We start from the raw sequence: 23,267 nt of genomic DNA, 5'->3' as shown, positions 1-23,267 counted from the left end.
CGCTACCTCCAACTCGCCTTTTGTGCCGCCTCTTCCGATGGCCGACGCCGCCAACTCCCCTCTCCTGGAGCCCGCTTCAGCAGGGCCGACGCGCTCACCGCGCACGCGGCCGCCGCGTAGTAGCCGGGTACGTCCGGGTTCCCGGTCCTGCGCACCGCCTCCGTGATGATCAGGCCCGCGCAGCCGGAGAAGACCGCGTTGGACAGGGCGTAGGCGAGACCGAGGCCGGTCCAGCGGACGCGGGCGGGGAACATCTCGGCGAGCAGGGCGGGTCCCGGGCCCGCCATCAGACCCACCACCGCGCCGGCGCCGGCCAGCGCGAGGGCCTTCGCCACGGTCGAGGCCCCGGGATCCCGGAGCAGATCGAGCACCGGCAGCGCGGTCGCCACCACCAGCACCGCGCCCGCGAGCAGCACCGGCCGCCGCCCCACCCGGTCGCTGAGCACCCCGGCGGGCAGGATCGCCGCGGCGAACCCCGCGTTGGCCACCGCCGCGGCCAGCAGCGCCTGCGCGAAGCCCGTGTGCAGCGCGCTCTGGAGGTACGAGGGAAGCACCACCAGGAAGGTGTAACCGGCCGCCGCCCAGCCCGTCACCCGCGCCGCCGCGAGCACCAGCGCCCCCCAACCGGGCCTTATATCCCGGGTGTTGGTCCGCTCCAGGAACTCCGGCGTCTCCGTGAGGCCGCTGCGCAGCCACAGCGCCAGCAGACCCAGCGGCACGGCCAGCAGGAACGGCAGCCGCCACCCCCACGCGGACAGCCGCTCCGTGCCCAGCACCGCGGCCGTCACCGCCGTGACCCCCGCGCCGCCCAGCAGCCCCAGCGCCACCGTGAAGGACTGCCACGCCCCGTACAGCCCCCGCCGCCCCGGCGGTGCGAACTCCGTCAGCACCGCCACCGCACCGCCGAACTCCCCGCCCGCCGCGAGCCCTTGGACGATCCGCAGCAGCGTGAGCAGCCAGGGCGCGAGGGCGCCCACCGCGCCGTACGTCGGCAGCGCCCCGATCAGCGCCGTCGCGCCCGACATCAGCGCCACCACCCCGATCAGCACCGGCCGCCGCCCGTACCGGTCGCCCAGCCTGCCGAACAGCACCGCGCCCAGCGGCCGGAAGAAGAACGCGAGCGCGAAGGAGGCGTACGTCCGCACCAGCCCCTCCACCGCGCCGCCGCCCGCCGGGGTGAAGAAGCGCTCGGCGAGCACGGTCGCGAGGAAGCCGTAGACCGCGAACTCGTACCACTCCACGAAGTTCCCGACCGAGCCCGCCGCCACCGCCCGCACCCCGGGGCCCCGGACGGTCGTACGCCCCCGCGGAACCCGCCTCGTCTCGCTCACCGCTGACGCTCCGTCCGCCGACGACATCGCTGATCGAGGCGGGCCCGCGTCGCCCGGCCGCCCGAACTTTCACCCGGCTGTGCAAGAGCTGCCCCGACCGGCCACCACATATCCCACCGGACGGCTACGCTCGGGGTCTGTACGTCATTCGGGCGACCTTGGGGAGGTAACGGGATGACGGAGGGACGGCCGGCGGCGGCCGCTTCGGCTCCCCTGTGGGAGCGGGACGCGGAGATCGACACCGTCGCGCGGGCCATCGAGGAGCTGCGCGCCGACGAGTCCTCCGCGGGCGGCCTGCTGGTCTTCCGCGGCGAGGCGGGCCTCGGCAAGACCGCGCTGCTGACCGAGGCCCGGCGCATGGCCGAACGCCGGGGCTGCACCGTCTGGTACACACGCGGCGCCGAGACCCTGAGGTCCGTGCCCTTCAACGTGGTACGGCAGCTGCTCCAGCCCGCACTGCTGTCGCTGCTGCCCGAGGAGGCCCGCGAGTACCTCGGCGACTGGTACGACATCGCCGGTCCCGCCCTCGGCATAGCCGAACCGCAGGAGGAGAGCGCCGACCCGCAGTACGTGTGCGACGGACTCGTGGCCGCCGTCCGCCGGCTCGCCCGCCGCGAATGGCCGCTCGTGCTGCTGATCGACGACGCGCACTGGGCCGACCAGGAGACCCTGCGCTGGCTCGCCGCCTTCGCCGAACGCCTGCACGACCTGCCCGTCCTGGTCGTGGTCGCCCGCAGGCCCGGCGACGTCAGCGGGGAGAGCGCCCGGCACCTCGACGCGGTCGCCGAGGCCGCGGGCCGCCCCGTCAACAATCTGCGCGCACTCACCCCCGACGCGGCGGCCGGACTCACCCGCGCCACCCTCGGCCGGCATGCCGACGACGCGTTCTGCCGCGAGGTCTGGGCCGTCACCGCGGGCAATCCGTACGACGCCGTGGAACTCCTCGCCAAGGTGCAGGAGAGCGAACTGTCGCCGGTGGAGGCCCGGGCCGGGGAACTGCGCGCCCTCAACCGCGCGGCCCGCGGCGGCGGACTCGTCGACCGGATCAAGGAACTCGGCCTCCAGGCCACCCAGTTCGCCTGGGCCGCCGCCGTCCTCGGCACCGGCATCACCCTGGAGTCGGTCGCCCGTCTCGCCACGATGGACGAGGACACCGCCCGGCACTGCGCCGGTCTGCTGCGCACCGCCCGCATCCTCACCACACCCGACCCCACGGCCAGCGAACGCCGGGACGGCGAGCTGGAGTTCGTGCACCCGCTGATCGCCTCCGCCGTCTACAACTCCATCCCGCCGGGCGTGTGCACCGCCATGCACGGAGTGGCCGCCGAGATCGTCACCGAGCTGGGCCGGGGCGCCGCCGAAGCGGCCCGGCACCTCCTCGAAGTCCATCCGGAGGCCGACGAGAGACTGGTCGAGCGGCTGCGCGAGGCCGCCCGCGAACACCTCGCCGTCGGCGCGCCCGACGCGGCCCGCGTCTGCCTCGAACGCGCCCTGGAGGAGCCGCCCCGCCCCGAGATCCACGCCCAGGTCCTCTACGAACTGGGCTGCGCCACCCTGCTGACCGCACCCGCCGTCACGATCGCCCATCTGCGCAGCGCCCTCGGCATGCGCGGCCTCGACGGCGGCGAACGCGTCGACGCCGTGGTCCGGCTCTCCCAGGCCCTGCTCCACAACGACCAGTTGGAGGAGGCCGTCCGCACCATCGAGGCCGAGGCCGCCCGGCACGAACCGGGGCCCGTGCGGCTGCGGTTGCAGGCGTTCCAGTACATGTGGGAGGGCATCCACGGCGAGACCGTCGCCCCGGCCCGCTCCCAGGGCCTCGCCGAACTCGCCGCCACCTGCGCCGGCCGCGACAACACCGAACGCGCGCTGCTGATCCTGCGCGGCTTCGACGCCATGACGCACGGCGAGAGCGCCGCCGAGATCGTCGAACTCTGCGACCGGGCCCTCGTCAACGGACGGCTCGCGCCCGGCCTCGGCTGGACCGACCGCGAGTGGGGCATCGAACTGCTGATGATGCTCGGCAGCGCCTATGTCTACACCGACCGGCTCGACCGCGCCGAGAGCCTGTTCGCGGAGGCCCTGCGCGTGTACACCGGCGCGGGCTGGCACGGCGGGCATCTCTCCCTGGCCAACGCCTACCTGGGTCTGGCCTACCGCCGGCAGGGCCGACTGCGGGACGCGGAGACCAATCTGCGCGAGGCCCTCGCCCTCGCCGAACGGGTGGGCCGACGCCTGCCGTTGCACTGGTCCGCCACCTGCGGTCTGGTCGACACCCTGCTCGCCCGCGGCCATGTCGACGAAGCCTGGGCGGTCGCCGAACAGTACGGCTTCGCCCCGCCCTACCCGTCCACCATCGTGCTGCTCGACGTCCGCTCGGTGCGCGGCCGGCTGCTGCTCGCCGTCGGCCGTACGGAAGAAGGCGTCAACGAGCTGGAGGCCGCCGAGAAGACCGCCGCCTCCCGGGGCGGCCACAACCCGGTCCTCGCACCCTGGTCGGTCGATCTCGCCCGGGCCCTCGCGGTCCAGGACCCGGCCCGCAGCAAACGGCTCGCCGCCGACGCCCGGCGGCAGGCCGAGCGCTTCGGCACGGACACCGCCATCGGCGAGGCCCTGCGCTGTGCCGCCGCGCTCGAGACCGGCACCCGCGCACTCCAGCTCGCGAGCCGCGCCGTCACCTATCTGGAGGCATCGCCCTCCCAGTACGAACACGCGGCCGCCCGTATCGAGTTCGGCATCCTCGCCCGCTCCGCCGCCGACCTCGACCGTGGCCTGGACCTGGCCCGCTCCTGCGGGGCGGACGGCCTGGTCGCACAGGCGAGGGCGGCGCTCGACCAGGGAGGAGCACGATAGTCCTCGGGCGCCGCGGGGCGGTTCAGGCCGCCCGCGCGAACACCACCCACACCTGACCGGCGGCGAAGTCCAGCGGCCCGCCGTCCGCCCCGGTGAACGCCGTACCGCCGTTCGCCGCGGGCCGCGACCAGGTGGCGGCGAAGGAGCGCCCGTCGCGCAGCACCTCCGCCCGCCCGGAGCCGACCGTCTCGGTGTAGGGGGTGGGGTTGCCGAGCACATCGTGGTACTTCGAATCGCGGATCCGGACGTACTGGACGACGACCGTCGGCGGCGCCGGGCGGGGACCTTCCGTGGTGACCGCGGGGGTGCCGTCCATCGCGATCAGCCAGCCGTGCCGGGCCCCGGACCAGGTGAAGGTGAAGCGGGCCGCCGGATAGCGCACGGTGCGCGAGGCCACCGGGGTGCCGCCGGAGGGGGCGGGGCCGTAGCGGAAGCCCGTGGTCAGCGCGCCCTCGCCCGGGGCGGAGCGCAGCAGGCGCGCCGGGCGCAGACAGAGGTTGTGCGGCGCGCCCCGGGTGCTGTCCCGGTAGTAGGCGCCGGATGCCTCGTCGGGCGACTCGGGCCGCACCGGCGCCCGCTCGATCAGCGGCAGCAGCTTGCGCTGGGCGCCGGAGAAGGCCAGATACGGCCGGTCGAACTGGCCGAGCAGCTCCAGATCGGACTCGCGGGCGCTGCGCACCGGTCCGACGGCGCTCGGCAGGCGCCTCGCGTACACCGCCATCAGTCGGCTCAGACCGCCCTCGACCTGTTCCGCGTACACCACGTCGGCGGCGTCGAGCCCGGTCGCCGGGCGGGCCGCCGGCACATTGTCGATCTTCACGGCGAGCGGCGAGCCGCCCATGGCGGTGGGGGACGGGGGCCGGGTCGGAACCGGCCCCCGGTCGTGCCGGCCGCCGTGCCCGCCGCACCCCGACGCCAGGGCGGCGACCAGCACGACCGCCGTCCCCGCGGCTCTTCGCCGACCACGTCTTCCGCCCACCTCGCCACCTCGTCCGTCATCCGCCGTGGTCGTCAGTCGTCCGCCGTCCGCCTCCGATCGTGCGCGCACGCGGGTCATACCCGCTGTGCCCCCGTCCCGCACGCGCCCGGCACCCGAGCCCTGCCCACCAGGGGATTCGGCACCCGGACGCACGGGTACCCGGCCGCCACCGCGAAACGGACCCACGCGACCAAGGGAGCGCGACCTCATGAAGGCAGTCACCTGGCAGGGCAGGCGGGACGTGCGGGTGGAGGACGTGCCCGACCCGAGGATCGAGAAGCCCACCGACGCTGTCATCCGCATCACCTCCAGCGGGCTGTGCGGTTCCGACCTGCATCTGTACGAAGTGCTCACCCCGTTCATGACCCCGGGTGACATCCTCGGCCACGAGCCCATGGGCATCGTGGAGGAGGTCGGCTCGGAGGTGACGAACCTGAAGCCCGGCGACCGGGTCGTGGTGCCGTTCCAGATCTCCTGCGGGCACTGCTTCATGTGCGACTCCGGGCTCACCACCCAGTGCGAGACCACCCAGGTCACCGGCGAGGGCATGGGCGCGGCCCTGTTCGGCTACACCCGGCTCTACGGCGCCGTACCGGGTGCCCAGGCCGAGTATCTGCGGGTGCCGCAGGCCCAGTTCGGCCCGATGAAGGTGCCCGAAGGCCCGCCGGACGACCGCTTCGTCTATCTCTCCGATGTGCTGCCCACCGCCTGGCAGGCCGTGGAGTACGCGGCGATCCCGCCCGGCGGCAGCGTCGCCGTCCTCGGGCTCGGCCCGATCGGCGACATGTCCTGCCGGATCGCCAAGGCACGCGGCGCCGAACAGGTCTTCGGCATCGACCTGGTGCCCGAGCGGCTCGCGCGGGCGAACCGGCGGGGAGTGAAGACGTACGACCTGCGGGCCTTCGACGACGAGAAGGCGCTGATCCACGCGATCCGTGACGAGACCGGCGGCCGGGGTCCGGACGCGGTGATCGACGCCGTCGGCACCGAGGCCCACGGCAGCGCGGCCGCACGGCTCGCCCAGCAGGCCACCGCCCTGATGCCGCGCGCGGTCGCGGCCCCCTTCGCGGAACGCTTCAGCATCGACCGGCTCGGCGCCCTGTACATGGCGATCGACCTGGTACGACGGGGTGGCACCATCTCGCTCAGCGGTGTCTACGGCGGCATGGCCGACCCGATCCCGCTGCTCACCCTGTTCGACAAGCAGACCCAGCTGCGGATGGGGCAGGCCAACGTCCGCCGCTGGAGCGACCAGATCATGCCGTACCTCACCGACGACGACCCGCTCGGTGTCGAGGACTTCGCGACGCACCGGGTCCCGCTGTCCGAGGCGCCGCACGCCTACGAGATGTTCCAGCGCAAGGAGGACGGCGCGATCAAGATCCTGATGAAGCCGTAGCGGCAGGGACCCGGAGCTCGGTGGCGCAGGGCTCAGCCCTTCTTCCCGAGGATCTCCGCGAGGTCGTACCGCACCGGCTCCGCCAACTGGGCGTACGTACAGCTCTCGGGCGCCCGGTCGGGGCGCCAGCGGCGGAAACGGGCGGTGTGCCGGAAGCGCTGCCCGTTCTCCATGTGGTCGTAGGCGACCTCGGCCACCCGCTCGGGCCGCAGCGGCACCCAGGACAGGTCCTTCTTGCCCGACCAGCGGCTCGGCGCGCCCGGCAGCCGCGCGCTCTCGTGCGCGGCCTCCTCGGACCAGGCCGCCCAGGGGTGCCCGGTGACCTCCTCCATGCGCAGCGGCGCCAGTTCCTCGACCAGTTCGGCGCGCCGCTTCATGGGGAACGCGGCCGACACGCCCACATGCTGGAGCCTGCCCTGCCCGTCGTACAGGCCAAGCAGCAGCGAGCCCACCACCGGACCGCTCTTGTGCAGCCGGTACCCGGCCACGACGACATCGGCCGTGCGCTCATGCTTGATCTTGAACATGGCGCGTTCGTCCTGCCGGTAGCGCATGTCGAGCGGCTTGGCCACGATCCCGTCGAGCCCGGCGCCCTCGAACCGCTCGAACCACTCCTCGGCCACCGCGAGATCCGTCGTGGCGGGCGCCAGATGCACCGGCGGGCCGGCGCCGGCGAGGGCCCGGTCCAGCAGCGCCCGGCGGTCGGTGAGCGGCACGTCCAGCAGGGCGTGGTCGTCCAGCGCCAGCAGATCGAAGGCGACGAAGGACGCCGGGGTGCGCTCCGCCAGGGTCCGCACCCGGGAGGCGGCCGGATGGATCCGCTCGGTCAGCGCGTCGAAGTCCAGATGCCCGGCCCGCGCGATCACGATCTCCCCGTCGAGCACACACCGCCCCGGCACCCGCTCCCGCAGCGCCTCGACCAGCTCGGGGAAATACCTGGTCAACGGCTTGCCGGTGCGGCTGCCCAGCTCGATCTCGGCGCCGTCGCGGAACACGATCGCACGGAACCCGTCCCACTTCGCCTCGTAGTGCATGCCCGGCGGGATCCTCGCCACCGACTTGGCGAGCATCGGCTTCACAGGCGGCATCACGGGCAGCTCCATGGCTCCGATTCTGCTCGCGCGCGCCCCTGCCCGCCCGGTGTGCGCGCCGCGCGGGGGGCGCCTACGGTGGCCGCATGGCCGAAGCGCTGGAACTGGAGGTAGCCGGGCGGACCGTACGGCTGTCCAGCCCGGACAAGGTGTTCTTCCCGGAGCGTGGCTTCACCAAGCTGGACCTCGCGCGCTACTACATCGCGGTCGGACCCGGCATCCTGCGCGCCCTGCGCGAGCGGCCCACCACCCTGGAGCGCTACCCGGACGGCATCGAGGGGGAGTGGTTCTTCCAGAAACGCGCCCCCAAGGGCATGCCCGACTGGATCCCGACCGCCCACATCACCTTCCCCAGCGGCCGCAGCGCCGACGAGATGTGCCCGACCGAGGAAGCCGCAGTGGTGTGGGCCGCCCAGTACGGCACCCTCACCTTCCACCCCTGGCCGGTACGCGCCGGCGATGTCGACCACCCCGACGAACTCCGCATCGACCTCGACCCGCAGCCCGGCACCGACTACACGGACGCCGTCCGCGCCGCCCATGAACTGCGCGCCGTCCTCGACGAGTTCGGCGGACTGCGCGGCTGGCCGAAGACCTCCGGCGGCCGGGGACTGCATGTCTTCGTGCCCATCGAACCCCACTGGACCTTCACCCAGGTACGGCGCGCCGCCATCGCCGTCGGCCGGGAGCTGGAGCGCCGGATGCCCGAACAGGTCACCATCAAGTGGTGGAAGGAGGAGCGCGGCGCCCGTATCTTCGTCGACTACAACCAGACGGCCCGCGACCGCACCATCGCCTCCGCCTACTCGGTACGGCCGCGCCCGGAGGCCACCGTCTCCGCGCCGCTGCGCTGGTCGGAGGTCGACTCCGCCCGCCCCCGCGACTTCGACCTGGCCACCATGCCGGCCCGGTTCGCCGAACTCGGCGACGTACACGCCGACATGGACGACCACGCCCACTCCCTGGACGCCCTGCTGGAGCTGGCCCGCCGCGACGAGCACGACCACGGGCTCGGCGATCTGCCGTACCCGCCGGAGTACCCGAAGATGCCCGGCGAACCCAAACGCGTCCAGCCGAGCCGGGCCCGCAAGGACCCCGCGCCCTGATCGCCGACGGCGCTCCGCCGGACACCGAACCCTCGTTATCCTGGGCGGTAACCGGCCGATGAGGAGTCCCGTGGTGCCCGAGGCAGTGTCGCGTCCCACCCTGGAGGCCGTGGCGACGCGCGCCGGGGTCTCCAGAGCCACCGTGTCACGGGTGGTCAACGGCGGATACGGCGTACGGGAAACACTGGCCGAGCGGGTACGGCGTGCCGTGGCCGAACTGGGCTACGTCCCCAACCAGGCGGCCCGCAGCCTCGTCACGAAGCGGCACGACGCCGTCGCCGTGGTCATCGCCGAACCGGAGGCCCGGGTCTTCACCGACCCGTTCTTCGCCCTTCAGCTGCGCGGCATCAGCAAGGAACTGACCGCCCACGACAACCAGTTGGTGCTGCTGCTCACCGAGGGCCGGGACGACCACACCCGGGTCGCCCGGTATCTCGCCGGGGGCCATGTCGACGGGGCGCTGGTCTTCTCCCTGCATCTGGACGACCCGCTGCCCGGACTCATCCATGACGCGGGGGTGCCCACCGTGTTCGGCGGCCGGCCGGGCTGGCGGGACCGCACCGGCACACCGCTGTACGTGGACACCGACAACCGGGGCGGCGCGCGTACCGCCGTACGCCATCTGGCCGGGCTCGGCCGGACCCGGATCGCGCACATCACGGGCGCCCTGGACCAGACCTCGGCGGTGGACCGGCTCGACGGCTACCGGGACGTCATGGCGGAGACGGCCGACGGGGGCGGCGATCCCTCGCTGGTCGTGGAGAGCGACTTCACCCCGGCCGGCGGGGAGCGGGCCATGCGGGAACTCCTCGACCGCCGCCCCGATGTGGACGCCGTGTTCGCCGCGAACGACCTCACCGCGCTGGGTGCCCTGCGTGTGCTGCGGGAGCGGGGACTGCGGGTGCCCGAGGACGTGGCCGTGGTCGGCTTCGACGACATGCTGCCGCTGGCCGAGCAGTCCGATCCGCCGCTGACCACGGTCCGTCAGGACATCGAGCAGATGGGCCGCCTGATGGCCCGTCTGCTGCTGCGCGGCGCATCCGCTCTGCGGGACGGCTCAACCGGGGCCGGGCGGGAAGGGACCTCCGGGCCGGGCGGCGTCGACCCGGCGGCTCGGACTCCCGGACCCGGTGTGATCCTGCCGACCACCCTGATTCGCCGGGAGTCCGCCTGAGCCGGTACGCACCTGAGCCGGTAGCCGGTAGCCGGTAGCCGGTAGACGTCAGAGGCGTCAGTGGTCCGTCGGCCGCCGCGAGCCCGACTCACCCCCCGGCCGGCCCCCGGCCCCGGGGCGGTCCCCGATCACCGCCTCACCCTCGTGCCCGCGCCCGCTCGCTCCTGATCACCGCGAACCGTGCCCCGTACGGGTCGGCCAGCCCGGCGATGCGGCCCACGCCCTCGACCGTCATGGCCGGAGCGGTCACCGAGCCGCCGAGCCGCCGCGCCTCGGCCACGATCGCGTCGGTGTCCTCGACCCCGAAGTACGGCAGCCAGTACGGCTCGTCCTCAGCCCGGGACAGCGGCACCATCCCGCCGAACATCGCGTCCTCCCCGGCATCCGCCGGGTTGACGCACGTATACACACCGCCCGGGAAGGACACGCCGGAGGTCTCCAGACCGAGCACCCGCTGGTAGAAGGCGGCCGCCGCCGCGATGTCCGGGGTGTGCAACTCGGCCCAGCACAGCGCGCCCGGCGCGTTCGCCACCTCCACACCCTTGGTGCGGCCGGGCTGCCAGACCCCGAACGTCGCCCCGGCCCGGTCGCCGAGGACCGCCATGTGCCCCTGGCCCAGCACGTCGACCGGTCCGAACAGCACCCGCCCATGGGCCTGTTCGACCGCCCGGGCGGTCGTCGCCGCGTCCGCGGTCCTGAAGTACAGCGTCCAGGCCGGCGGCCCCTGCTCGGGCCCGCACCGCATGCCGCCCGCGACGGTCTTCCCGTCCAGCTGGAAGAATCCGTAACCCCCCGCGTCCGGGCCCGCCGACGCGAAGTGCCAGCCGAACAGGGAGCCGTAGAAGGAGCGCGCGCCGTCGATGTCCGGAGCGCCGATATCGAGCCAGTTCGGCGCGCCGTCGACGAAATCGGTGGTGAGCATTGCCGCCCTCCTCGAAGGGTCCCGTCCCGTGCACTGCCGAGTCTGGCACCGCCCACTGACAATCGCCGCCGGAGCCCCGCCGGGGTCCGCCCTCACCTTCGGTGACCCGGCATGTCCGCTGGGTTTTCGAAAATTCCGCGCGCCGCCGTGCAACCGACCGGACCCGGAGAGCATCATCGATGCGGCCGGGGGCCCCGACGACGGCGTTGAGCGCGCGTTGATCGAACGTTTTTCGCCGATCGGCAAGATCCTGGCCATGCACCTCGACACCATCACCCCGGCCGACCCGACCTGGCAGGCGCAGGCCCTGTGCGCGCAGACGGGGCCGGACTTCTTCTTTCCCGAGCCGGGCAGCTCGGTCCGCGAGGCGAAGCGCATCTGCGGGATGTGCGAGCTGCGCCCGGCCTGCCTGGAGTACGCCCTCGCCAACGACGAGCGCTTCGGCGTCTGGGGCGGCCTGTCCGAGAAGGAACGTCTCGCCCTGCGCCGCACCTCCGGCTGACCGGCCGCCCGCGATCGGGGCCGGTCAGCCGGTGACCGCCTCGCTCAGTGGCCGGCGGCCCGCGCCGCCATCCGCGCCTTGCGCGCGGCCAGCTTCTCGTCGAACCGGCCGGCCTCCATGTCCAGGCCGCCCATGAACAGGCCGAGTTCCTCCTGCGCCTGCCGCCCCTCGGGACCGAGGCCGTCGAGCTCCATGACCTTCAGGAAGCGGAGCACCGGCTGGAGCACGTCGTCATGGTGGATGCGCAGGTTGTAGACCTCGCCGATCGCCATCTGCGCGGCGGCCCGCTCGAAACCGGGAATGCCGTGCCCGGGCATCCGGAAGCCGACGACGACGTCCCGGACCGCCTGCATCGTCAGGTCGGGCGCGAGCTCGAACGCCGCCTTGAGCAGGTTGCGGTAGAACACCATGTGCAGGTTCTCGTCGGTCGCGATCCGGGCGAGCATCCGGTCGCACACCGGGTCGCCGGACTGATGGCCGGCGTTGCGGTGCGAGACCCGGGTGGCCAGCTCCTGGAAGGCGACATAGGCGACCGAGTGCAGCATCGAGTGCCGGTTGTCGGACTCGAAGCCCTCGCTCATGTGCGCCATGCGGAACTGCTCCAGCTTGTCCGGGTCCACCGCGCGCGAGGCGAGCAGATAGTCCCGCATCACGATGCCGTGCCGGCCCTCCTCGGCGGTCCAGCGGTGCACCCAGGTGCCCCAGGCGCCGTCGCGACCGAACAGGCTGGCGATCTCATGGTGGTAGCTGGGCAGGTTGTCCTCGGTCAGCAGGTTGACGACCAGGGCGGTACGACCGATCTCGGTCACCTTGGACTGGTCCTTCGCCCAGGCCTCGCCGTCCTCGAACAGGGCCGGGAAGTTGCGCCCGTCGCTCCAGGGCACGTACTCGTGCGGCATCCAGTCCTTGGCGACCTTCAGATGCCGGTTCAACTCCCCCTCCACCACTTCCTCCAGCGCGTACAGGAGCCGGGCGTCGGTCCAGGCGGACGGGCTGCCGAGATGGGGGGAGGTGATCGTCACGGGAACTCCAGGGGACGCCGAACAGGGGAGAGCACAAACGAGGGGTACCGGCGAGCGGTGCCGCGAAACCTACGTGATCGTAAGCTACGAGTCCGTAGGTTACGAAACCGTAGGTTAAGGGCGTCGTAAGAGACTCCCAGATCAGATGGTGCGCCGGAGTCGTCCGAGCATAGGGAACAGCCCCGGGACGCGTCGGTCCCGGGGCTGTCGGAGGGAGGGATTCCCCCGGTCAGGCATACAGCTCCCGCAGGCGTACGGAGAGGCAGGTGACCGAGCCCTCCAGTTTCTCGAACTCGCCGATGTCCACCGTGACCACCTCGTAGCCGAGGTCGGTCAGCAGCTCGGCGGTCTTCGGGGCGCTCGCCGCCATCAGCAGCTGGTGCCCGCCGAGCAGCAGCACCTGCGCGCCGGACTCCTCGGGCACCGCGAGGAAGCCGGGGAACAGCGAGGGCCGGTCCATCTTCGGGATGTGCCCGATGACGGTGCCGTCCGGCAGCGCGGTCACGGCCGACTTCAGATGCAGCACCTTGCTCACCGGTACGGCGACCACCCGGGCGCCCAGCGGCTCGAACGCGGCCCGCAGCTGCTGCACACCGGCCGCGTCGGTGCGCCCGCTGCGGCCGACGTAGACGGTGTCGCCGACCTTCAGGACATCGCCGCCGTCCAGGGTGCCCGGGTCCCAGATCCAGTTCACCGAGCAGCCGAGGCCGGCCACCGCCTCCTCCACACCGGCGGTCTCCGGGCGGCGGGACGCGCTGCCCGGCCGGGTGATCAGCGCGACATTGCGGAACAGGACGACGGTGTCCTCCACGAACACCGAGTCCGGGCAGTCGTCGGCCCCTTCGACCTCGCAGATCTCCCAGCCGTGCGCCCGCAGCACCTCGACGTACGCCTCCCACTGCTCGGTGGCGAGCCCGACGTCGACCTTCTGCCGCTCGGCATGGGTCACCAGGCCCTCGGCGAGACGGGGGCTCGGGCGGCGGACGAGAGCCTTCTTGCTGGGCACGACGGGCCTTTCCGGTCGGGGACGCGCTGCCTGCGCCGCGGGTGCGACGCCGGTCCGCCATCATGCAGCCCGACGTGGCCAGGACAAAACCCTCGTCATCAGGCCCTGGCCCTCCTGAGATGCCGCGCCGTACCCACGCCGTTTCCGTAAGCCCTAGCCCACCTCCTCCGGCGCGATCTCCGTCAGCTCGCCGTCTGCCATCAGCAGCCAGCGGGTGATGCCGATGGACTCCAGGAACGGCAGATCATGGCTGGCCACCAGCAGCGCCCCCTCGTACGAGTCCAGGGCCGAGGTGAGCTGCCGGACGCTCGCCAGGTCGAGATTGTTGGTCGGCTCGTCCAGCAGGAGCAGCTGCGGTGCCGGTTCGGCCAGCATCAGTGCGGCCAGCGCGGCCCGGAAGCGCTCGCCGCCGGACAGGGTGGCCGCCCGCTGGTCGGCGCGGGCGCCCCGGAACAGGAAGCGGGCCAGGCGCGCCCGGACCCGGTTGTTGGTTGCGCCCGGCGCGAACCGGGCCACGTTCTGGGCGACCGTCAGCTCGTCGTCCAGAACGTCCAGGCGCTGGGGCAGGAACCGCAGCGGGACATGCGCGATGGCGCTGCCCTCCACCGGCGCCAGCTCCCCGGCGACCGTGCGCAGCAGCGTCGTCTTGCCCGCGCCGTTGCGCCCGACCAGCGCGATCCGCTCGGGGCCGCGCAGATCGAGGATGCCCTCGATACGTGCCCCGTAGGCCATCGCCAGGTTCTCCAGGGTGAGCACCTGCCGGCCCGGCGGCACGGCGGTGTACGGCAGGTCGACGCGGATCTCGTCCTCGTCGCGCACCGCGTCCACCGCGTCGTCCAGGCGCTCCTTGGCCTCGGCGAGGCGCTCCTCGTGCATGATGCGATGCTTGCCCGCCGACTCCTGGGCGGCGCGTTTACGGGCGCCCATCACGATCTTCGGCTCGCGCTTGGATTCGTACATCTTCTGCCCGTACCGCTTGCGACGGGCCAACTTGATCTGGGCGTCGGACAGTTCGCGCTTCTGTTTGCGCACATCGGCCTCGGCGGCCCGGACCATCCGCTCGGCCGCCTCCTGTTCGACGGACAGCGCCTCCTCGTAGGCCGAGAAGTTGCCGCCGTACCAGGCGACGTCGCCGGCGCGCAGTTCCGCGATCTGGTCGACCAGGTCGAGGAGTTCACGGTCGTGGCTGACGACGACGAGGACCCCGGGCCAGGCGGCGACGGCCTGGTGGAGGCGGCGGCGGGCGTACAGGTCGAGGTTGTTGGTGGGCTCGTCCAGGAGCAGTACGTCCGGGCGGCGCAGCAGCAGGGCCGCGAGCCGCAGCAGCACCGACTCGCCGCCGGAGACCTCGCCGACGGTGCGGTCGAGGCCGATGTGGCCCAGGCCGAGTTCGCCGAGGGTGACCAGGGCGCGCTCCTCGACGTCCCAGTCGTCGCCGACCGTCTCGAAGTGCCGCTCGGAGACGTCGCCCGCCTCGATGGCGTGCAGCGCGGCCCGCTGTTCGGCGATGCCGAGGGCCCGGTCCACGCGGAGCGCGGTGTCCAGGGTGACGTTCTGCGGGAGGTAGCCGACCTCCCCCATGACCTTGACGGTGCCGTCGGCCGGGGCGAGTTCACCCGCGATGAGCTTCAACAGGGTTGATTTTCCCGATCCGTTGACCCCGACGAGCCCGGTCCTGCCGGGGCCGAAGGAGACGTCGAGCCCGTCGAACACGGTGGTGCCGTCGGGCCAGGCGAAGGACAGGGACGAAAGGCTGACGGAAGAGGATGACGCGGTTGACATGAGGGCCTCGCGGGGAGTGGGTGCGGTTTCGCGGACGCGTCTTGAGACACCGCGGGGCGGGAACCGAAGGGTCACCCGGAGGCCGTACAAAAGAAAAAGGCCTGTGCCGGAGGACGGCTCGAACGCCGAGGGTCGTACGCCACGCACACCTCACCGGTGCGACGCGGTGTCTCCGAACCTCAGACGAGCAACGTCCTTCTCCGATCGACGGCAACAGATCCGAGGTAAACGGTAGGAGCACCGCGGCCGGGAGTCAAAACATTTACCGGCGCGGCGGGTGCCGGGGCGGTCGCCGGCCGGCTCGACCCGCTCCGCGCGCCGGCCGCCGTCGCCCGGAACGCCGCCGCCGTACGCGTGCCGGTCGGCGCCAACATCGGGGACGGCCGCTACGAGCCGGGCGGTGAGCCGCCGCAGGCCGCCGCCGAGCAGTCGCAGCGGATCGCGGCCGCGCGGGAGGCCGCCGACGCGGAAGGCGGGCCGCTGTGCGGCAACGCACGCGTCGACGTATCCGCGCGGTGCCGGGGGAGTGGACCGCACCCTGGCGCGGGCCGTCGCCTTCCGTGCCGACGGCGTGGTCGTCCCCGGGGCCGTCGCTTCCGAGGCGGTGGAGAAACTGGTCGCGGGCGTCGACGGTCCGCTGTACGTGATGTCCGCACGGGCGCCCCGACCGTCGCGGGGCTCGCCGCAGCTCGATGTCGCCCGGATCGGCGCGGGCGCCGCCCTCGTGCGTGTCTTAGCCGCCGGGCGGGTCTGCCCGGTCAGGCGTCCCGCATCAGTTCGGCCAGGTGGTGGTCCAGGTCCAGCTGGAGGTGTTCGAGCCCGACCGGCACCAGCTCGCCGGTCGCCTCCAGGAAGCGGCGTATCTCGCCCGCGCGCACATGGACGACGGCGGTGCCCTCGGGGGCGTGGAACTCCAGCACGATCCGGTCGTAGCCGTACGGCCGCACCCGTACGTCGCCCTGGCCCTCGGGTTCCAGCAGCCCGGCGGCGAGCAGTTCCCGGGCGAAGGTCCAGCAGACCTCGACGCCTTCCAGGGTGGCCGGTGCCGGGAAGGTCATCCGTACGGCGAACGGGTCGCAGCGGTCGTACCGCAGCGTGGCGGGAATGCTCGGCATACGCGGTGCGGCGGCGACGAGGCGGGCTTCTACGGGCTGCTCGATGACGGTGGACAACGCCTTGCTCCCTCGTGACGGCTGGACTGCGGCCTGGTGACTCCCGGCACTGGGTGAGACGACGGAACGGGCCGGGACGTGCACCTGGGGAACGAGTGACCTCGGTCACCGCGTTCATGCACGCGTGGGCGCCCTTGGCCCGTACGGCAGTTGGCCCCTCTGGACGGCGACCGGGCGGTGGACTAGCTTCGCCCGCCATGAGGCGCATGGGGAGCACGAGGGACAAGCGGGACATGAGGGGCGCGAGAGGCCCCCGGCGGATGGGCAGGCTGACGGCGGCGGGAGTCGCGTGCGGCGCGGCGCTGGCCGCGCTGACCGTCCCGTCGGCCGCCGCGCTCGGCCGGCCGCAGGGCGTGCACTGGGCGGCGAAGGACCCCGGCACCCCGCAGGTCCGCTACCGGGGCCTGGCCGCCGTCGACCGGCACACCGCCTGGCTGGCCGGCACCGGCGGCACCGTCCTGCTCACCCGGGACGGCGGCACCTCCTGGCGAAACGTCTCCCCGCCCGGCGCGTCCGCCCTGGAGTTCCGGGACGTCGAGGCGTTCGACGCGCGGCACGCGGTGGTCCTGGCCATCGGCGAGGGCGAGGCGTCCCGGGTGTACCGCACCGACGACGGCGGGGCGAGCTGGACGGAGTCCTTCCGCAACACCGATCCGAACGCGTTCTACGACTGCATGGCCTTCTTCGACCGCCGCCACGGCCTCGCGATGGGCGACCCCGTGGACGGGAGGTTCCGCGTCCTGTCCACGAGCGACGGCGGCCGCTCCTGGCGGGTGCTGCCCCCGGCCGGGATGCCGCCCGCCCTGGACGGCGAGGCGGGCTTCGCGGCGAGCGGGCAGTGCCTGGTCACCTCGGGCTCCAAGGACGCCTGGCTGGCCACCGGCGGCGGCGCCCGCGCGCGGGTCCTGCACTCCGCCGACCGCGGTGTGACCTGGACCGCCACCGACACCCCGGTCCCGGCCGGCGACCCGGCTCGCGGGGTCTTCGCGCTCGCCTTCCGCGACCGCGTCCACGGCCTCGCCGTCGGCGGCGACTACCGCGCGGGGCAGCCCTCACCGAAGGCCGCCGCCGTCACCCGGGACGGCGGGCGTACCTGGCAGCCGTCGGCCACACCCCCGCCCGCCTACCGCTCCGGCGCCGCCTGGCTCCCGCACAGCCGCAACGCGGCGCTCGCCGTCGGCCCCACCGGCACCGATCTGACCACGGACGGCGGCCGCACCTGGCGCACGATCGACACCGGCTCCTACGACACCGTCTCCTGCACCCCCGACCTCGGCTGCTGGGCGGCGGGCGAGCGGGGCAGGGTGGCCCGGCTGGAAAGGTGAGATAGCCACGCCGACAGCCGGGTACTCGCGCCCCGAAGGCGTCGTAGCGGCCTTTGCGGTGAAAGGAGCGATCATGCCAGCCGGTTCCAGCCCCAAGCGCGAACGCCAGTACGAGCACATCAAGGAGAGCGCGCGGGAACGGGGCGAGAGCGAGGGACGGGCCGAGGAGATCGCCGCGCGGACCGTCAACAAGGAGCGCGCCCGCTCCGGCGAGTCCAGGACGGCGAGCCGCACCTCGACCCAGGACATGTCGTCGAGCAGGCGCGGCGGCCAGCGGTCGGGCAACCGGACCGGACCCCAGGGCCCGACCCGCGACCAGCTGTACAACGAGGCGAAGCAGCGCGGCATCGAGGGCCGTTCGAACATGAACAAGGACCAGCTTCAGCGCGCGCTGAACGCCAAGAAGGGCTGACGGGCCGCGCGCCCCAGGGGCGCGGGTCCTCAGTTCGGGGTCTGCCGGTACCGGGCCAGCTCCGGGACCGTCGTGGTGGCCGTGAACTCCGTGATCCGGTAGGCGCACACCTCGCTGACGGTGTACGGATCGGCCGCGACGATCTCCTCGATCCGGGACCGGTCCTCGGCGACGGCCAGGATCACCCCGCCGTCGCGCGGGTTCTTGCGCCCCGACGCCAGGAAGAAGCCCTTCTCGAACTGCTCCGCCAGCCATGCCATGTGGTCGGCGTGCAGGGCGTTCACGGCGTCGAGGGGCGCGGTGTAGGTCAGCTCCAGTACGAACATGATCGCGAGCCTAACCCCGGGGGCGGGGCGCCCCGGGCCGGGCACGTACAGTCGGCCGACATGACGACCGTAGGCGTACCGGCGGGCTGGCCCGCCACCGAGGCGGAGGCCCGTGCGGTCCAGGACGAACTGCGCGGCCGGGTGGTGCTCGACGAGCCCGGACCGCCGCCGGGCACCGGCCGGGTGACCGGGGTCGATGTGGCCTATGACGACGAGCGCGACCTGGTCGCCGCCGCGGCCGTCGTCCTGGACGCCGCCACCCTGGAGGTGGTCGCCGAGTCGACCGCGGTCGGCCGGGTGTCCTTCCCGTACGTCCCCGGTCTGCTCGCCTTCCGTGAACTGCCGACGGTCCTGGCCGCGCTGGAGTCCCTGCCCGTCGGCCCCGGCCTGGTCGTGTGCGACGGCTACGGCCTCGCCCACCCCCGCCGCTTCGGCCTGGCGAGCCACCTGGGCGTCCTCACGGGCCTGCCCACCATCGGGGTCGCCAAGAACCCGTTCACCTTCACGTACGAGGAGCCCGGCGCCGCCCGCGGCAGCTCCGCACCGCTGCTCGCCGGGGCCGAGGAGGTCGGCCGCGCCCTTCGTACCCGCGAGGCCGTCAAACCCGTCTTCGTCTCCGTCGGCCACCGGGTGTCCCTGGCGGGCGCCCTCGCCCATACGCTCGCCCTCACCCCCGCCTACCGCCTCCCGGAGACCACCCGGCACGCGGACGGTCTGTGCCGCAACGCGCTCAAGGAGGCGACGGCGAACGGGCCCGCTCAGTCGTCGGCGAGCCGCCACACACCGACTTCCTTGTACCGGGAGTCGTAGACCGGCGAGCCGTCGCCCGGCTCCAGCGCGTAGTGGTGCAGATTGCCGCCCCAGTAGCGCAGGATCCGGCCCAGCTCGGCGGCCCGCTCCTGCGCCGACGCGTTCTCGTCCACGGTCACTTCGAGCACGAACTTCACTGTCGCCGCGCCTCCTTGTGCGTCCTTCGGTGCGAGCGCCCATCCTCGCACCGGGTCTCGGGGCGAGGCGCGCGCACCGGAGGATCCCGGTCACCGCTCGGCGGCCACCCGGAAGGTGATCCCGGCCGCCCGCAGCCGGTCCGTGAGCGCGTCGCCCATCGCCTGGGCCGTCGTCACCTGGCCGGATGTCGTCGGGAGAGCGTCGAGGGCGAGGCAGAGCGCGGCCTCGGCGAACATCTTGGCCGTCTCGTCGTATCCGGGGTCGCCGCCCGAGACCTCCGTGTAGACGCGCCGGCCGCCGCCCTCGCCGACGAAGCGGACCCTGAACCAGCTCTTGGCCCGCTTCTCCGCGCTGGGCCCCTCGCCGGGAGCGAGCAGGTCGGACAGCCGGCGGCGCACGGGCGGCAGCTGGGCGGCGGCCACCGCGGCACCGACCGCGGCCGCCCCGCCGAGCGCGACCGGCAGATGGCGGACCGCCGCGAAGTGCCGGTAGCGGAAGTCGGGGCCGTACCGGTCCAGGGCCCGCGCCGAACGGCTCACGATCCGCGGGTCGATGGTGGGCAGCGGCAGCGCCCACGCGCCGACCTCGGGGGCGAACCGCGGTGCCCCGGTCGGCGCGCTCACCCGGCGCCCGTACCGCCGCGGCTCGTGCCGCGCCCGGTCGCGGGCGGCGGCCAGCATCGTGCGCCCGCGCGCGAACTGGTCGAGCGCCGAGGCCAGCGTGCCGCCGGAGAATGCCGCGTCGGCCGTCACATAGCCGTCCACCCGCAGCGGGACGCCCTCCGGCAGGTGTTTCACCGTGAAGTACACGCCCAGATCGTGCGGCACGGAGTCGAACCCGCACGCGTGCACCAGGCGTGCGCCGGTCTCCCGGGCGCGGGCGTCGTGCCGTACGTACATCAGGTCCACGAACTCCGGCTCGCCGGTGAGATCCAGATAGTCCGTCCCGGCGTCCGCACAGGCGGCGACCAGTTCCTCGCCGTGGCGCAGGTACGGCCCGACGGTCGTGGCCACCACCCGGGCCCGTTCGGCCAGATCGCGCAGCTCGGCCGGCCGGGACGCGTCGGCGCGCAGCACCCCGATGTCCGCGCCCGCGGGCAGCCGGTCCCGCAGCCGCCGCAGCTTCACCTCGTCGCGCCCGGCGATCGCCCAGCGCAGGCCCTTTGGCGCGTGCGCCGCCAGATACTCCGCCGTCAGGGTGCCGACGAAGCCGGTCGCCCCGTAGAGCACCACGTCGTAGGGACGGTCCAGCCCGCTCATGACCCACCTCGCCTGCTCATGACACCCCTCGGTCGCGCAGCCCGCGCCGCTGTCGGTGGCCGAGGCTAGCGTGAGGTGAGCGCCCCGGAGGCGCCCGGGTGATTTTCAGCCGGATGGGCACTTGGCTAAGCGCTTGCTCGTTCAGGTCTTGTGCCGGATGGAACGCGTTCATAGCATCACCGGTGTTACATCAGTTGTGTCACACGCTTGGGGGACGGCATGAGCACGGCGGCACCAGCAGAGCGGGGCCCGCTCGGCGGCGTGCGCGTGGTGGAGCTGGCCGGCATCGGGCCGGGCCCGTTCGCCGCCATGCTGCTCGCCGACCTCGGCGCCGACGTGGTCCGGGTGGACCGCCCCGGCGGCCCCGGCCTCGGCATCGACCCCGCCCACGACATCACCAACCGCAACAAGCGCTCGATCGTGGTCGACCTCAAGTCCCCGGACGGCGCCGCCCGCGTGCTGGACCTCGCCGAGCGCGCCGACATCCTCGTCGAGGGCTACCGGCCGGGCGTCGCCGAGCGTCTGGGCGTCGGACCCGCCGACTGCCATGCCCGCAACCCCCGCCTGGTCTACGGCCGGATGACCGGCTGGGGCCAGGACGGCCCTCTCGCCGAGCGCGCGGGCCATGACGTGTCGTACATCGCCGTCACCGGCGCCCTCGGCATGATCGGCCGCCCCGGCGAGCCCCCGGCCGTGCCCGCCAACCTCCTCGGGGACTACGCGGGCGGCTCGCTCTACCTGGTCGTCGGCGTCCTCGCCGCCCTGCACCACGCCCGCGCCACCGGCACCGGCCAGGTCGTGGACGCCGCCATCGTGGACGGCACCGCCCACCTGTCCGCGATGATCCACGGCATGCTGTCCGCCGGCGCCTGGCAGGACCGGCGCGGCGCCAACCTGCTGGACGGCGGCTGCCCTTATTACGGCACTTACGAGACCGCCGACGGCGGTCATATGGCGGTCGGCGCCCTGGAGGAGAAGTTCTCGGCCGAGTTCCTGCGCCTGCTCGGCCTGGACGACCTCCAGGGCGCCCGCTCCGACCTCACCCGGTGGCCGGAACTGCGCGCGGCGATCACCGCCCGCTTCCGAGAGCGCACCCGCGCGGAGTGGACCGCCCTGTTCGCGGACTCCGACGCCTGCGTGGCCCCCGTCCTGTCGCTGCGCGAGGCCCCGCACCATCCGCACCTGGCCGCCCGCGGCACCTTCACCGACCACGGCGGCATCACCCAGCCCGCCCCCGCGCCCCGTTTCTCCGCCACCCCCACCGCCGTGCGCACCGGGCCCGCGCTGCCCGGCGCCGACACCGAGGCCGTGGCCCGGGACTGGGACATACCCGCGCTCACCGGCGACGACCGGCACACCCCGGCCGCCGACTGAGCCCACCGACCCATCCGCTGTGCAACCGAACCGCTCGCCCGACCCTCCCGAAAGGCATCCCAGTGAGCACCGAAGCGTACGTGTACGACGCGATCCGCACCCCGCGCGGGCGCGGCAAGGCGAACGGCGCCCTGCACGCCACCAAGCCCATCGACCTGGTCGTCGGCCTCATCCACGAGATCCGCGACCGCTTCCCGAGCCTCGACCCGGCCGCCATCGACGACATCGTGCTCGGCGTCGTCGGCCCGGTCGGCGACCAGGGCTCCGACATCGCCCGCATCGCCGCGATCGCCGCCGGGCTGCCGGACACCGTCGCGGGCGTGCAGGAGAACCGCTTCTGTGCCTCGGGCCTCGAAGCCGTCAACCTGGCCGCGGCCAAGGTCCGCTCCGGCTGGGAGGACTTGGTCCTCGCGGGCGGCGTGGAGTCGATGTCCCGGGTCCCGATGGCCTCCGACGGCGGCGCCTGGTTCAACGACCCGATGACCAACCTGGACGTCAACTTCGTGCCCCAGGGCATCGGCGCCGACCTGATCGCCACCATCGGCGGCTTCACCCGCCGGGACGTGGACGAGTTCGCGGCGCTGTCCCAGGAGCGCGCCGTCAACGCCTGGAAGGAGGGCCGCTTCGCCCGCTCCGTGGTCCCGGTCAAGGACCGTGCGGGCCTGGTCGTCCTCGACCGCGACGAGCACCCGCGCCCCGGCACCACCGCCGACACCCTGGCCAAGCTCAAGCCGTCCTTCGCCGACATCGGCGAACTCGGTGGTTTCGACGCCGTGGCGCTCCAGAAGTACCACTGGGTGGAGAAGATCGACCACGTCCACCACGCGGGCAACTCCTCCGGCATCGTGGACGGCGCCTCGCTCGTCGCGATCGGCTCCAAGGAGGTCGGCGAGCGCTACGGCCTCACCCCGCGCGCGCGGATCGTCTCGGCCGCCGTCTCCGGCTCCGAGCCCACCATCATGCTCACCGGCCCCGCGCCCGCCACCCGCAAGGCCCTCGCCAAGGCCGGCCTCACCATCGACGACATCGACCTGGTCGAGATCAACGAGGCGTTCGCCGCCGTCGTGCTGCGCTTCGTCGAGGAGATGGGCCTGCCGCTGGAGAAGGTCAACGTCAACGGCGGCGCCATCGCGCTCGGCCACCCGCTCGGCGCGACCGGCGCCATGCTCGTCGGCATGCTCGTGGACGAACTGGAGCGCCAGGACAAGCGCTACGGCCTCGTCACCCTGTGCGTGGGCGGTGGCATGGGCATCGCCACCATCATCGAGCGCATCTGAACTCCCC

General features: G+C 73.2%; 21 protein-coding genes. 10 read left to right on the top strand and 11 right to left on the bottom strand.

What is annotated here, in order from left to right; all coding sequences use genetic code 11:
- Positions 1-2: 2 nt before the first annotated feature.
- Positions 3-1,331 carry an MFS transporter gene (locus HEP81_RS06055; protein ID WP_243279296.1) on the bottom strand — a complete coding sequence of 443 codons (1,329 nt, stop codon included), beginning with the start codon at positions 1,329-1,331 and terminating at the stop codon, positions 3-5.
- A gap of 174 nt (positions 1,332-1,505) precedes the next feature.
- On the opposite strand from HEP81_RS06055, the gene HEP81_RS06050 reads away from it, so the two are divergent.
- A complete protein-coding gene (locus HEP81_RS06050; protein ID WP_190275950.1) occupies positions 1,506-4,184 on the top strand; it encodes an ATP-binding protein in 2,679 nt (892 codons plus the stop codon).
- 22 nt (positions 4,185-4,206) lie between these two features.
- Here HEP81_RS06050 and HEP81_RS06045 read toward each other — a convergent pair whose 3' ends face one another.
- Positions 4,207-5,118, bottom strand: coding sequence for a DUF3048 domain-containing protein (locus HEP81_RS06045; protein WP_243279295.1), 912 nt, complete (start codon positions 5,116-5,118; stop codon positions 4,207-4,209).
- A 253-nt stretch (positions 5,119-5,371) separates the two neighbouring features.
- On the opposite strand from HEP81_RS06045, the gene HEP81_RS06040 reads away from it, so the two are divergent.
- Positions 5,372-6,562: a zinc-dependent alcohol dehydrogenase gene (locus tag HEP81_RS06040; protein ID WP_037659661.1), complete on the top strand. Its 1,191-nt coding sequence runs from the start codon at positions 5,372-5,374 to the stop codon at positions 6,560-6,562.
- A gap of 32 nt (positions 6,563-6,594) precedes the next feature.
- On the opposite strand, the gene HEP81_RS06035 is transcribed toward HEP81_RS06040, so the two are convergent.
- A complete protein-coding gene (locus HEP81_RS06035; RefSeq protein WP_037659658.1) occupies positions 6,595-7,665 on the bottom strand; it encodes an ATP-dependent DNA ligase in 1,071 nt (356 codons plus the stop codon).
- Positions 7,666-7,739: 74 nt separating this feature from the next.
- Here HEP81_RS06035 and ligD point away from each other — a divergent pair, with 74 nt between their 5' ends.
- A complete protein-coding gene (ligD, locus tag HEP81_RS06030; RefSeq protein WP_172636808.1) occupies positions 7,740-8,759 on the top strand; it encodes a non-homologous end-joining DNA ligase in 1,020 nt (339 codons plus the stop codon).
- A gap of 73 nt (positions 8,760-8,832) precedes the next feature.
- Positions 8,833-9,933 carry a LacI family DNA-binding transcriptional regulator gene (locus HEP81_RS06025; protein WP_243279294.1) on the top strand — a complete coding sequence of 367 codons (1,101 nt, stop codon included), beginning with the start codon at positions 8,833-8,835 and terminating at the stop codon, positions 9,931-9,933.
- Between the two features lie 136 nt (positions 9,934-10,069).
- Here HEP81_RS06025 and HEP81_RS06020 read toward each other — a convergent pair whose 3' ends face one another.
- Positions 10,070-10,855, bottom strand: coding sequence for a VOC family protein (locus HEP81_RS06020; RefSeq protein ID WP_037659653.1), 786 nt, complete (start codon positions 10,853-10,855; stop codon positions 10,070-10,072).
- 256 nt (positions 10,856-11,111) lie between these two features.
- On the opposite strand from HEP81_RS06020, the gene HEP81_RS06015 reads away from it, so the two are divergent.
- Positions 11,112-11,357: a WhiB family transcriptional regulator gene (locus HEP81_RS06015; RefSeq protein WP_037659718.1), complete on the top strand. Its 246-nt coding sequence runs from the start codon at positions 11,112-11,114 to the stop codon at positions 11,355-11,357.
- Between the two features lie 44 nt (positions 11,358-11,401).
- Here HEP81_RS06015 and HEP81_RS06010 read toward each other — a convergent pair whose 3' ends face one another.
- The 4 genes from HEP81_RS06010 to ssgD form a co-directional block, all read right to left on the bottom strand.
- On the bottom strand, positions 11,402-12,379 hold the full coding sequence (locus HEP81_RS06010; protein WP_037659650.1) for an acyl-ACP desaturase: 978 nt from the start codon (positions 12,377-12,379) through the stop codon (positions 11,402-11,404).
- A gap of 229 nt (positions 12,380-12,608) precedes the next feature.
- Entirely contained in the window at positions 12,609-13,385 is a 777-nt protein-coding gene (gene ddaH / locus HEP81_RS06005) for a dimethylargininase (protein ID WP_037659648.1), read from the bottom strand.
- A 153-nt stretch (positions 13,386-13,538) separates the two neighbouring features.
- Positions 13,539-15,167, bottom strand: coding sequence for an ABC-F family ATP-binding cassette domain-containing protein (locus tag HEP81_RS06000; RefSeq protein ID WP_037659646.1), 1,629 nt, complete (start codon positions 15,165-15,167; stop codon positions 13,539-13,541).
- A 758-nt stretch (positions 15,168-15,925) separates the two neighbouring features.
- Positions 15,926-16,339, bottom strand: a complete 414-nt coding sequence (gene ssgD, locus HEP81_RS05995) for a spore wall synthesis regulator SsgD (RefSeq protein WP_037659645.1) — start codon at positions 16,337-16,339, stop codon at positions 15,926-15,928.
- Positions 16,340-16,572: 233 nt separating this feature from the next.
- Here ssgD and HEP81_RS05990 point away from each other — a divergent pair, with 233 nt between their 5' ends.
- Together HEP81_RS05990 and HEP81_RS05985 are read left to right on the top strand one after the other, a co-directional pair.
- Positions 16,573-17,664 (top strand): WD40/YVTN/BNR-like repeat-containing protein, encoded by a 1,092-nt coding sequence (locus HEP81_RS05990; RefSeq protein WP_243279293.1) that lies wholly within the window; start codon positions 16,573-16,575, stop codon positions 17,662-17,664.
- Positions 17,665-17,737: 73 nt separating this feature from the next.
- The gene (locus HEP81_RS05985) at positions 17,738-18,076 is read left to right on the top strand and encodes a hypothetical protein (RefSeq protein WP_037659642.1); all 339 of its coding nucleotides are present in this window, start codon (positions 17,738-17,740) and stop codon (positions 18,074-18,076) included.
- Between the two features lie 29 nt (positions 18,077-18,105).
- On the opposite strand, the gene HEP81_RS05980 is transcribed toward HEP81_RS05985, so the two are convergent.
- The gene (locus HEP81_RS05980; protein WP_037659640.1) at positions 18,106-18,402 is read right to left on the bottom strand and encodes a YciI family protein; all 297 of its coding nucleotides are present in this window, start codon (positions 18,400-18,402) and stop codon (positions 18,106-18,108) included.
- A 60-nt stretch (positions 18,403-18,462) separates the two neighbouring features.
- Between HEP81_RS05980 and HEP81_RS05975 the strand changes: the two genes are divergently transcribed.
- A complete protein-coding gene (locus HEP81_RS05975) occupies positions 18,463-19,212 on the top strand; it encodes an endonuclease V (protein WP_037659639.1) in 750 nt (249 codons plus the stop codon).
- On the opposite strand, the gene HEP81_RS05970 is transcribed toward HEP81_RS05975, so the two are convergent.
- Together HEP81_RS05970 and HEP81_RS05965 are read right to left on the bottom strand one after the other, a co-directional pair.
- Entirely contained in the window at positions 19,161-19,349 is a 189-nt protein-coding gene (locus HEP81_RS05970) for a hypothetical protein (protein ID WP_037659636.1), read from the bottom strand. The two genes, HEP81_RS05975 and HEP81_RS05970, sit on opposite strands and share 52 nt — an antisense overlap.
- Positions 19,350-19,439: 90 nt before the next feature.
- On the bottom strand, positions 19,440-20,609 hold the full coding sequence (locus tag HEP81_RS05965) for a saccharopine dehydrogenase family protein (protein ID WP_037659631.1): 1,170 nt from the start codon (positions 20,607-20,609) through the stop codon (positions 19,440-19,442).
- A gap of 219 nt (positions 20,610-20,828) precedes the next feature.
- On the opposite strand from HEP81_RS05965, the gene HEP81_RS05960 reads away from it, so the two are divergent.
- Together HEP81_RS05960 and HEP81_RS05955 are read left to right on the top strand one after the other, a co-directional pair.
- Positions 20,829-21,983, top strand: coding sequence for a CaiB/BaiF CoA transferase family protein (locus tag HEP81_RS05960; RefSeq protein WP_051850424.1), 1,155 nt, complete (start codon positions 20,829-20,831; stop codon positions 21,981-21,983).
- Between the two features lie 62 nt (positions 21,984-22,045).
- Positions 22,046-23,260, top strand: coding sequence for an acetyl-CoA C-acetyltransferase (locus tag HEP81_RS05955; protein ID WP_037659627.1), 1,215 nt, complete (start codon positions 22,046-22,048; stop codon positions 23,258-23,260).
- Positions 23,261-23,267 lie beyond the last annotated feature (7 nt).

It is taken from the genome of Streptomyces griseofuscus, assembly GCF_014673495.1.
GTDB classification, from domain to species: domain Bacteria; phylum Actinomycetota; class Actinomycetes; order Streptomycetales; family Streptomycetaceae; genus Streptomyces; species Streptomyces murinus.
Note: the sequence above shows the minus strand (reverse complement) of the source record. Positions and strands in the feature narration are given on the sequence as shown.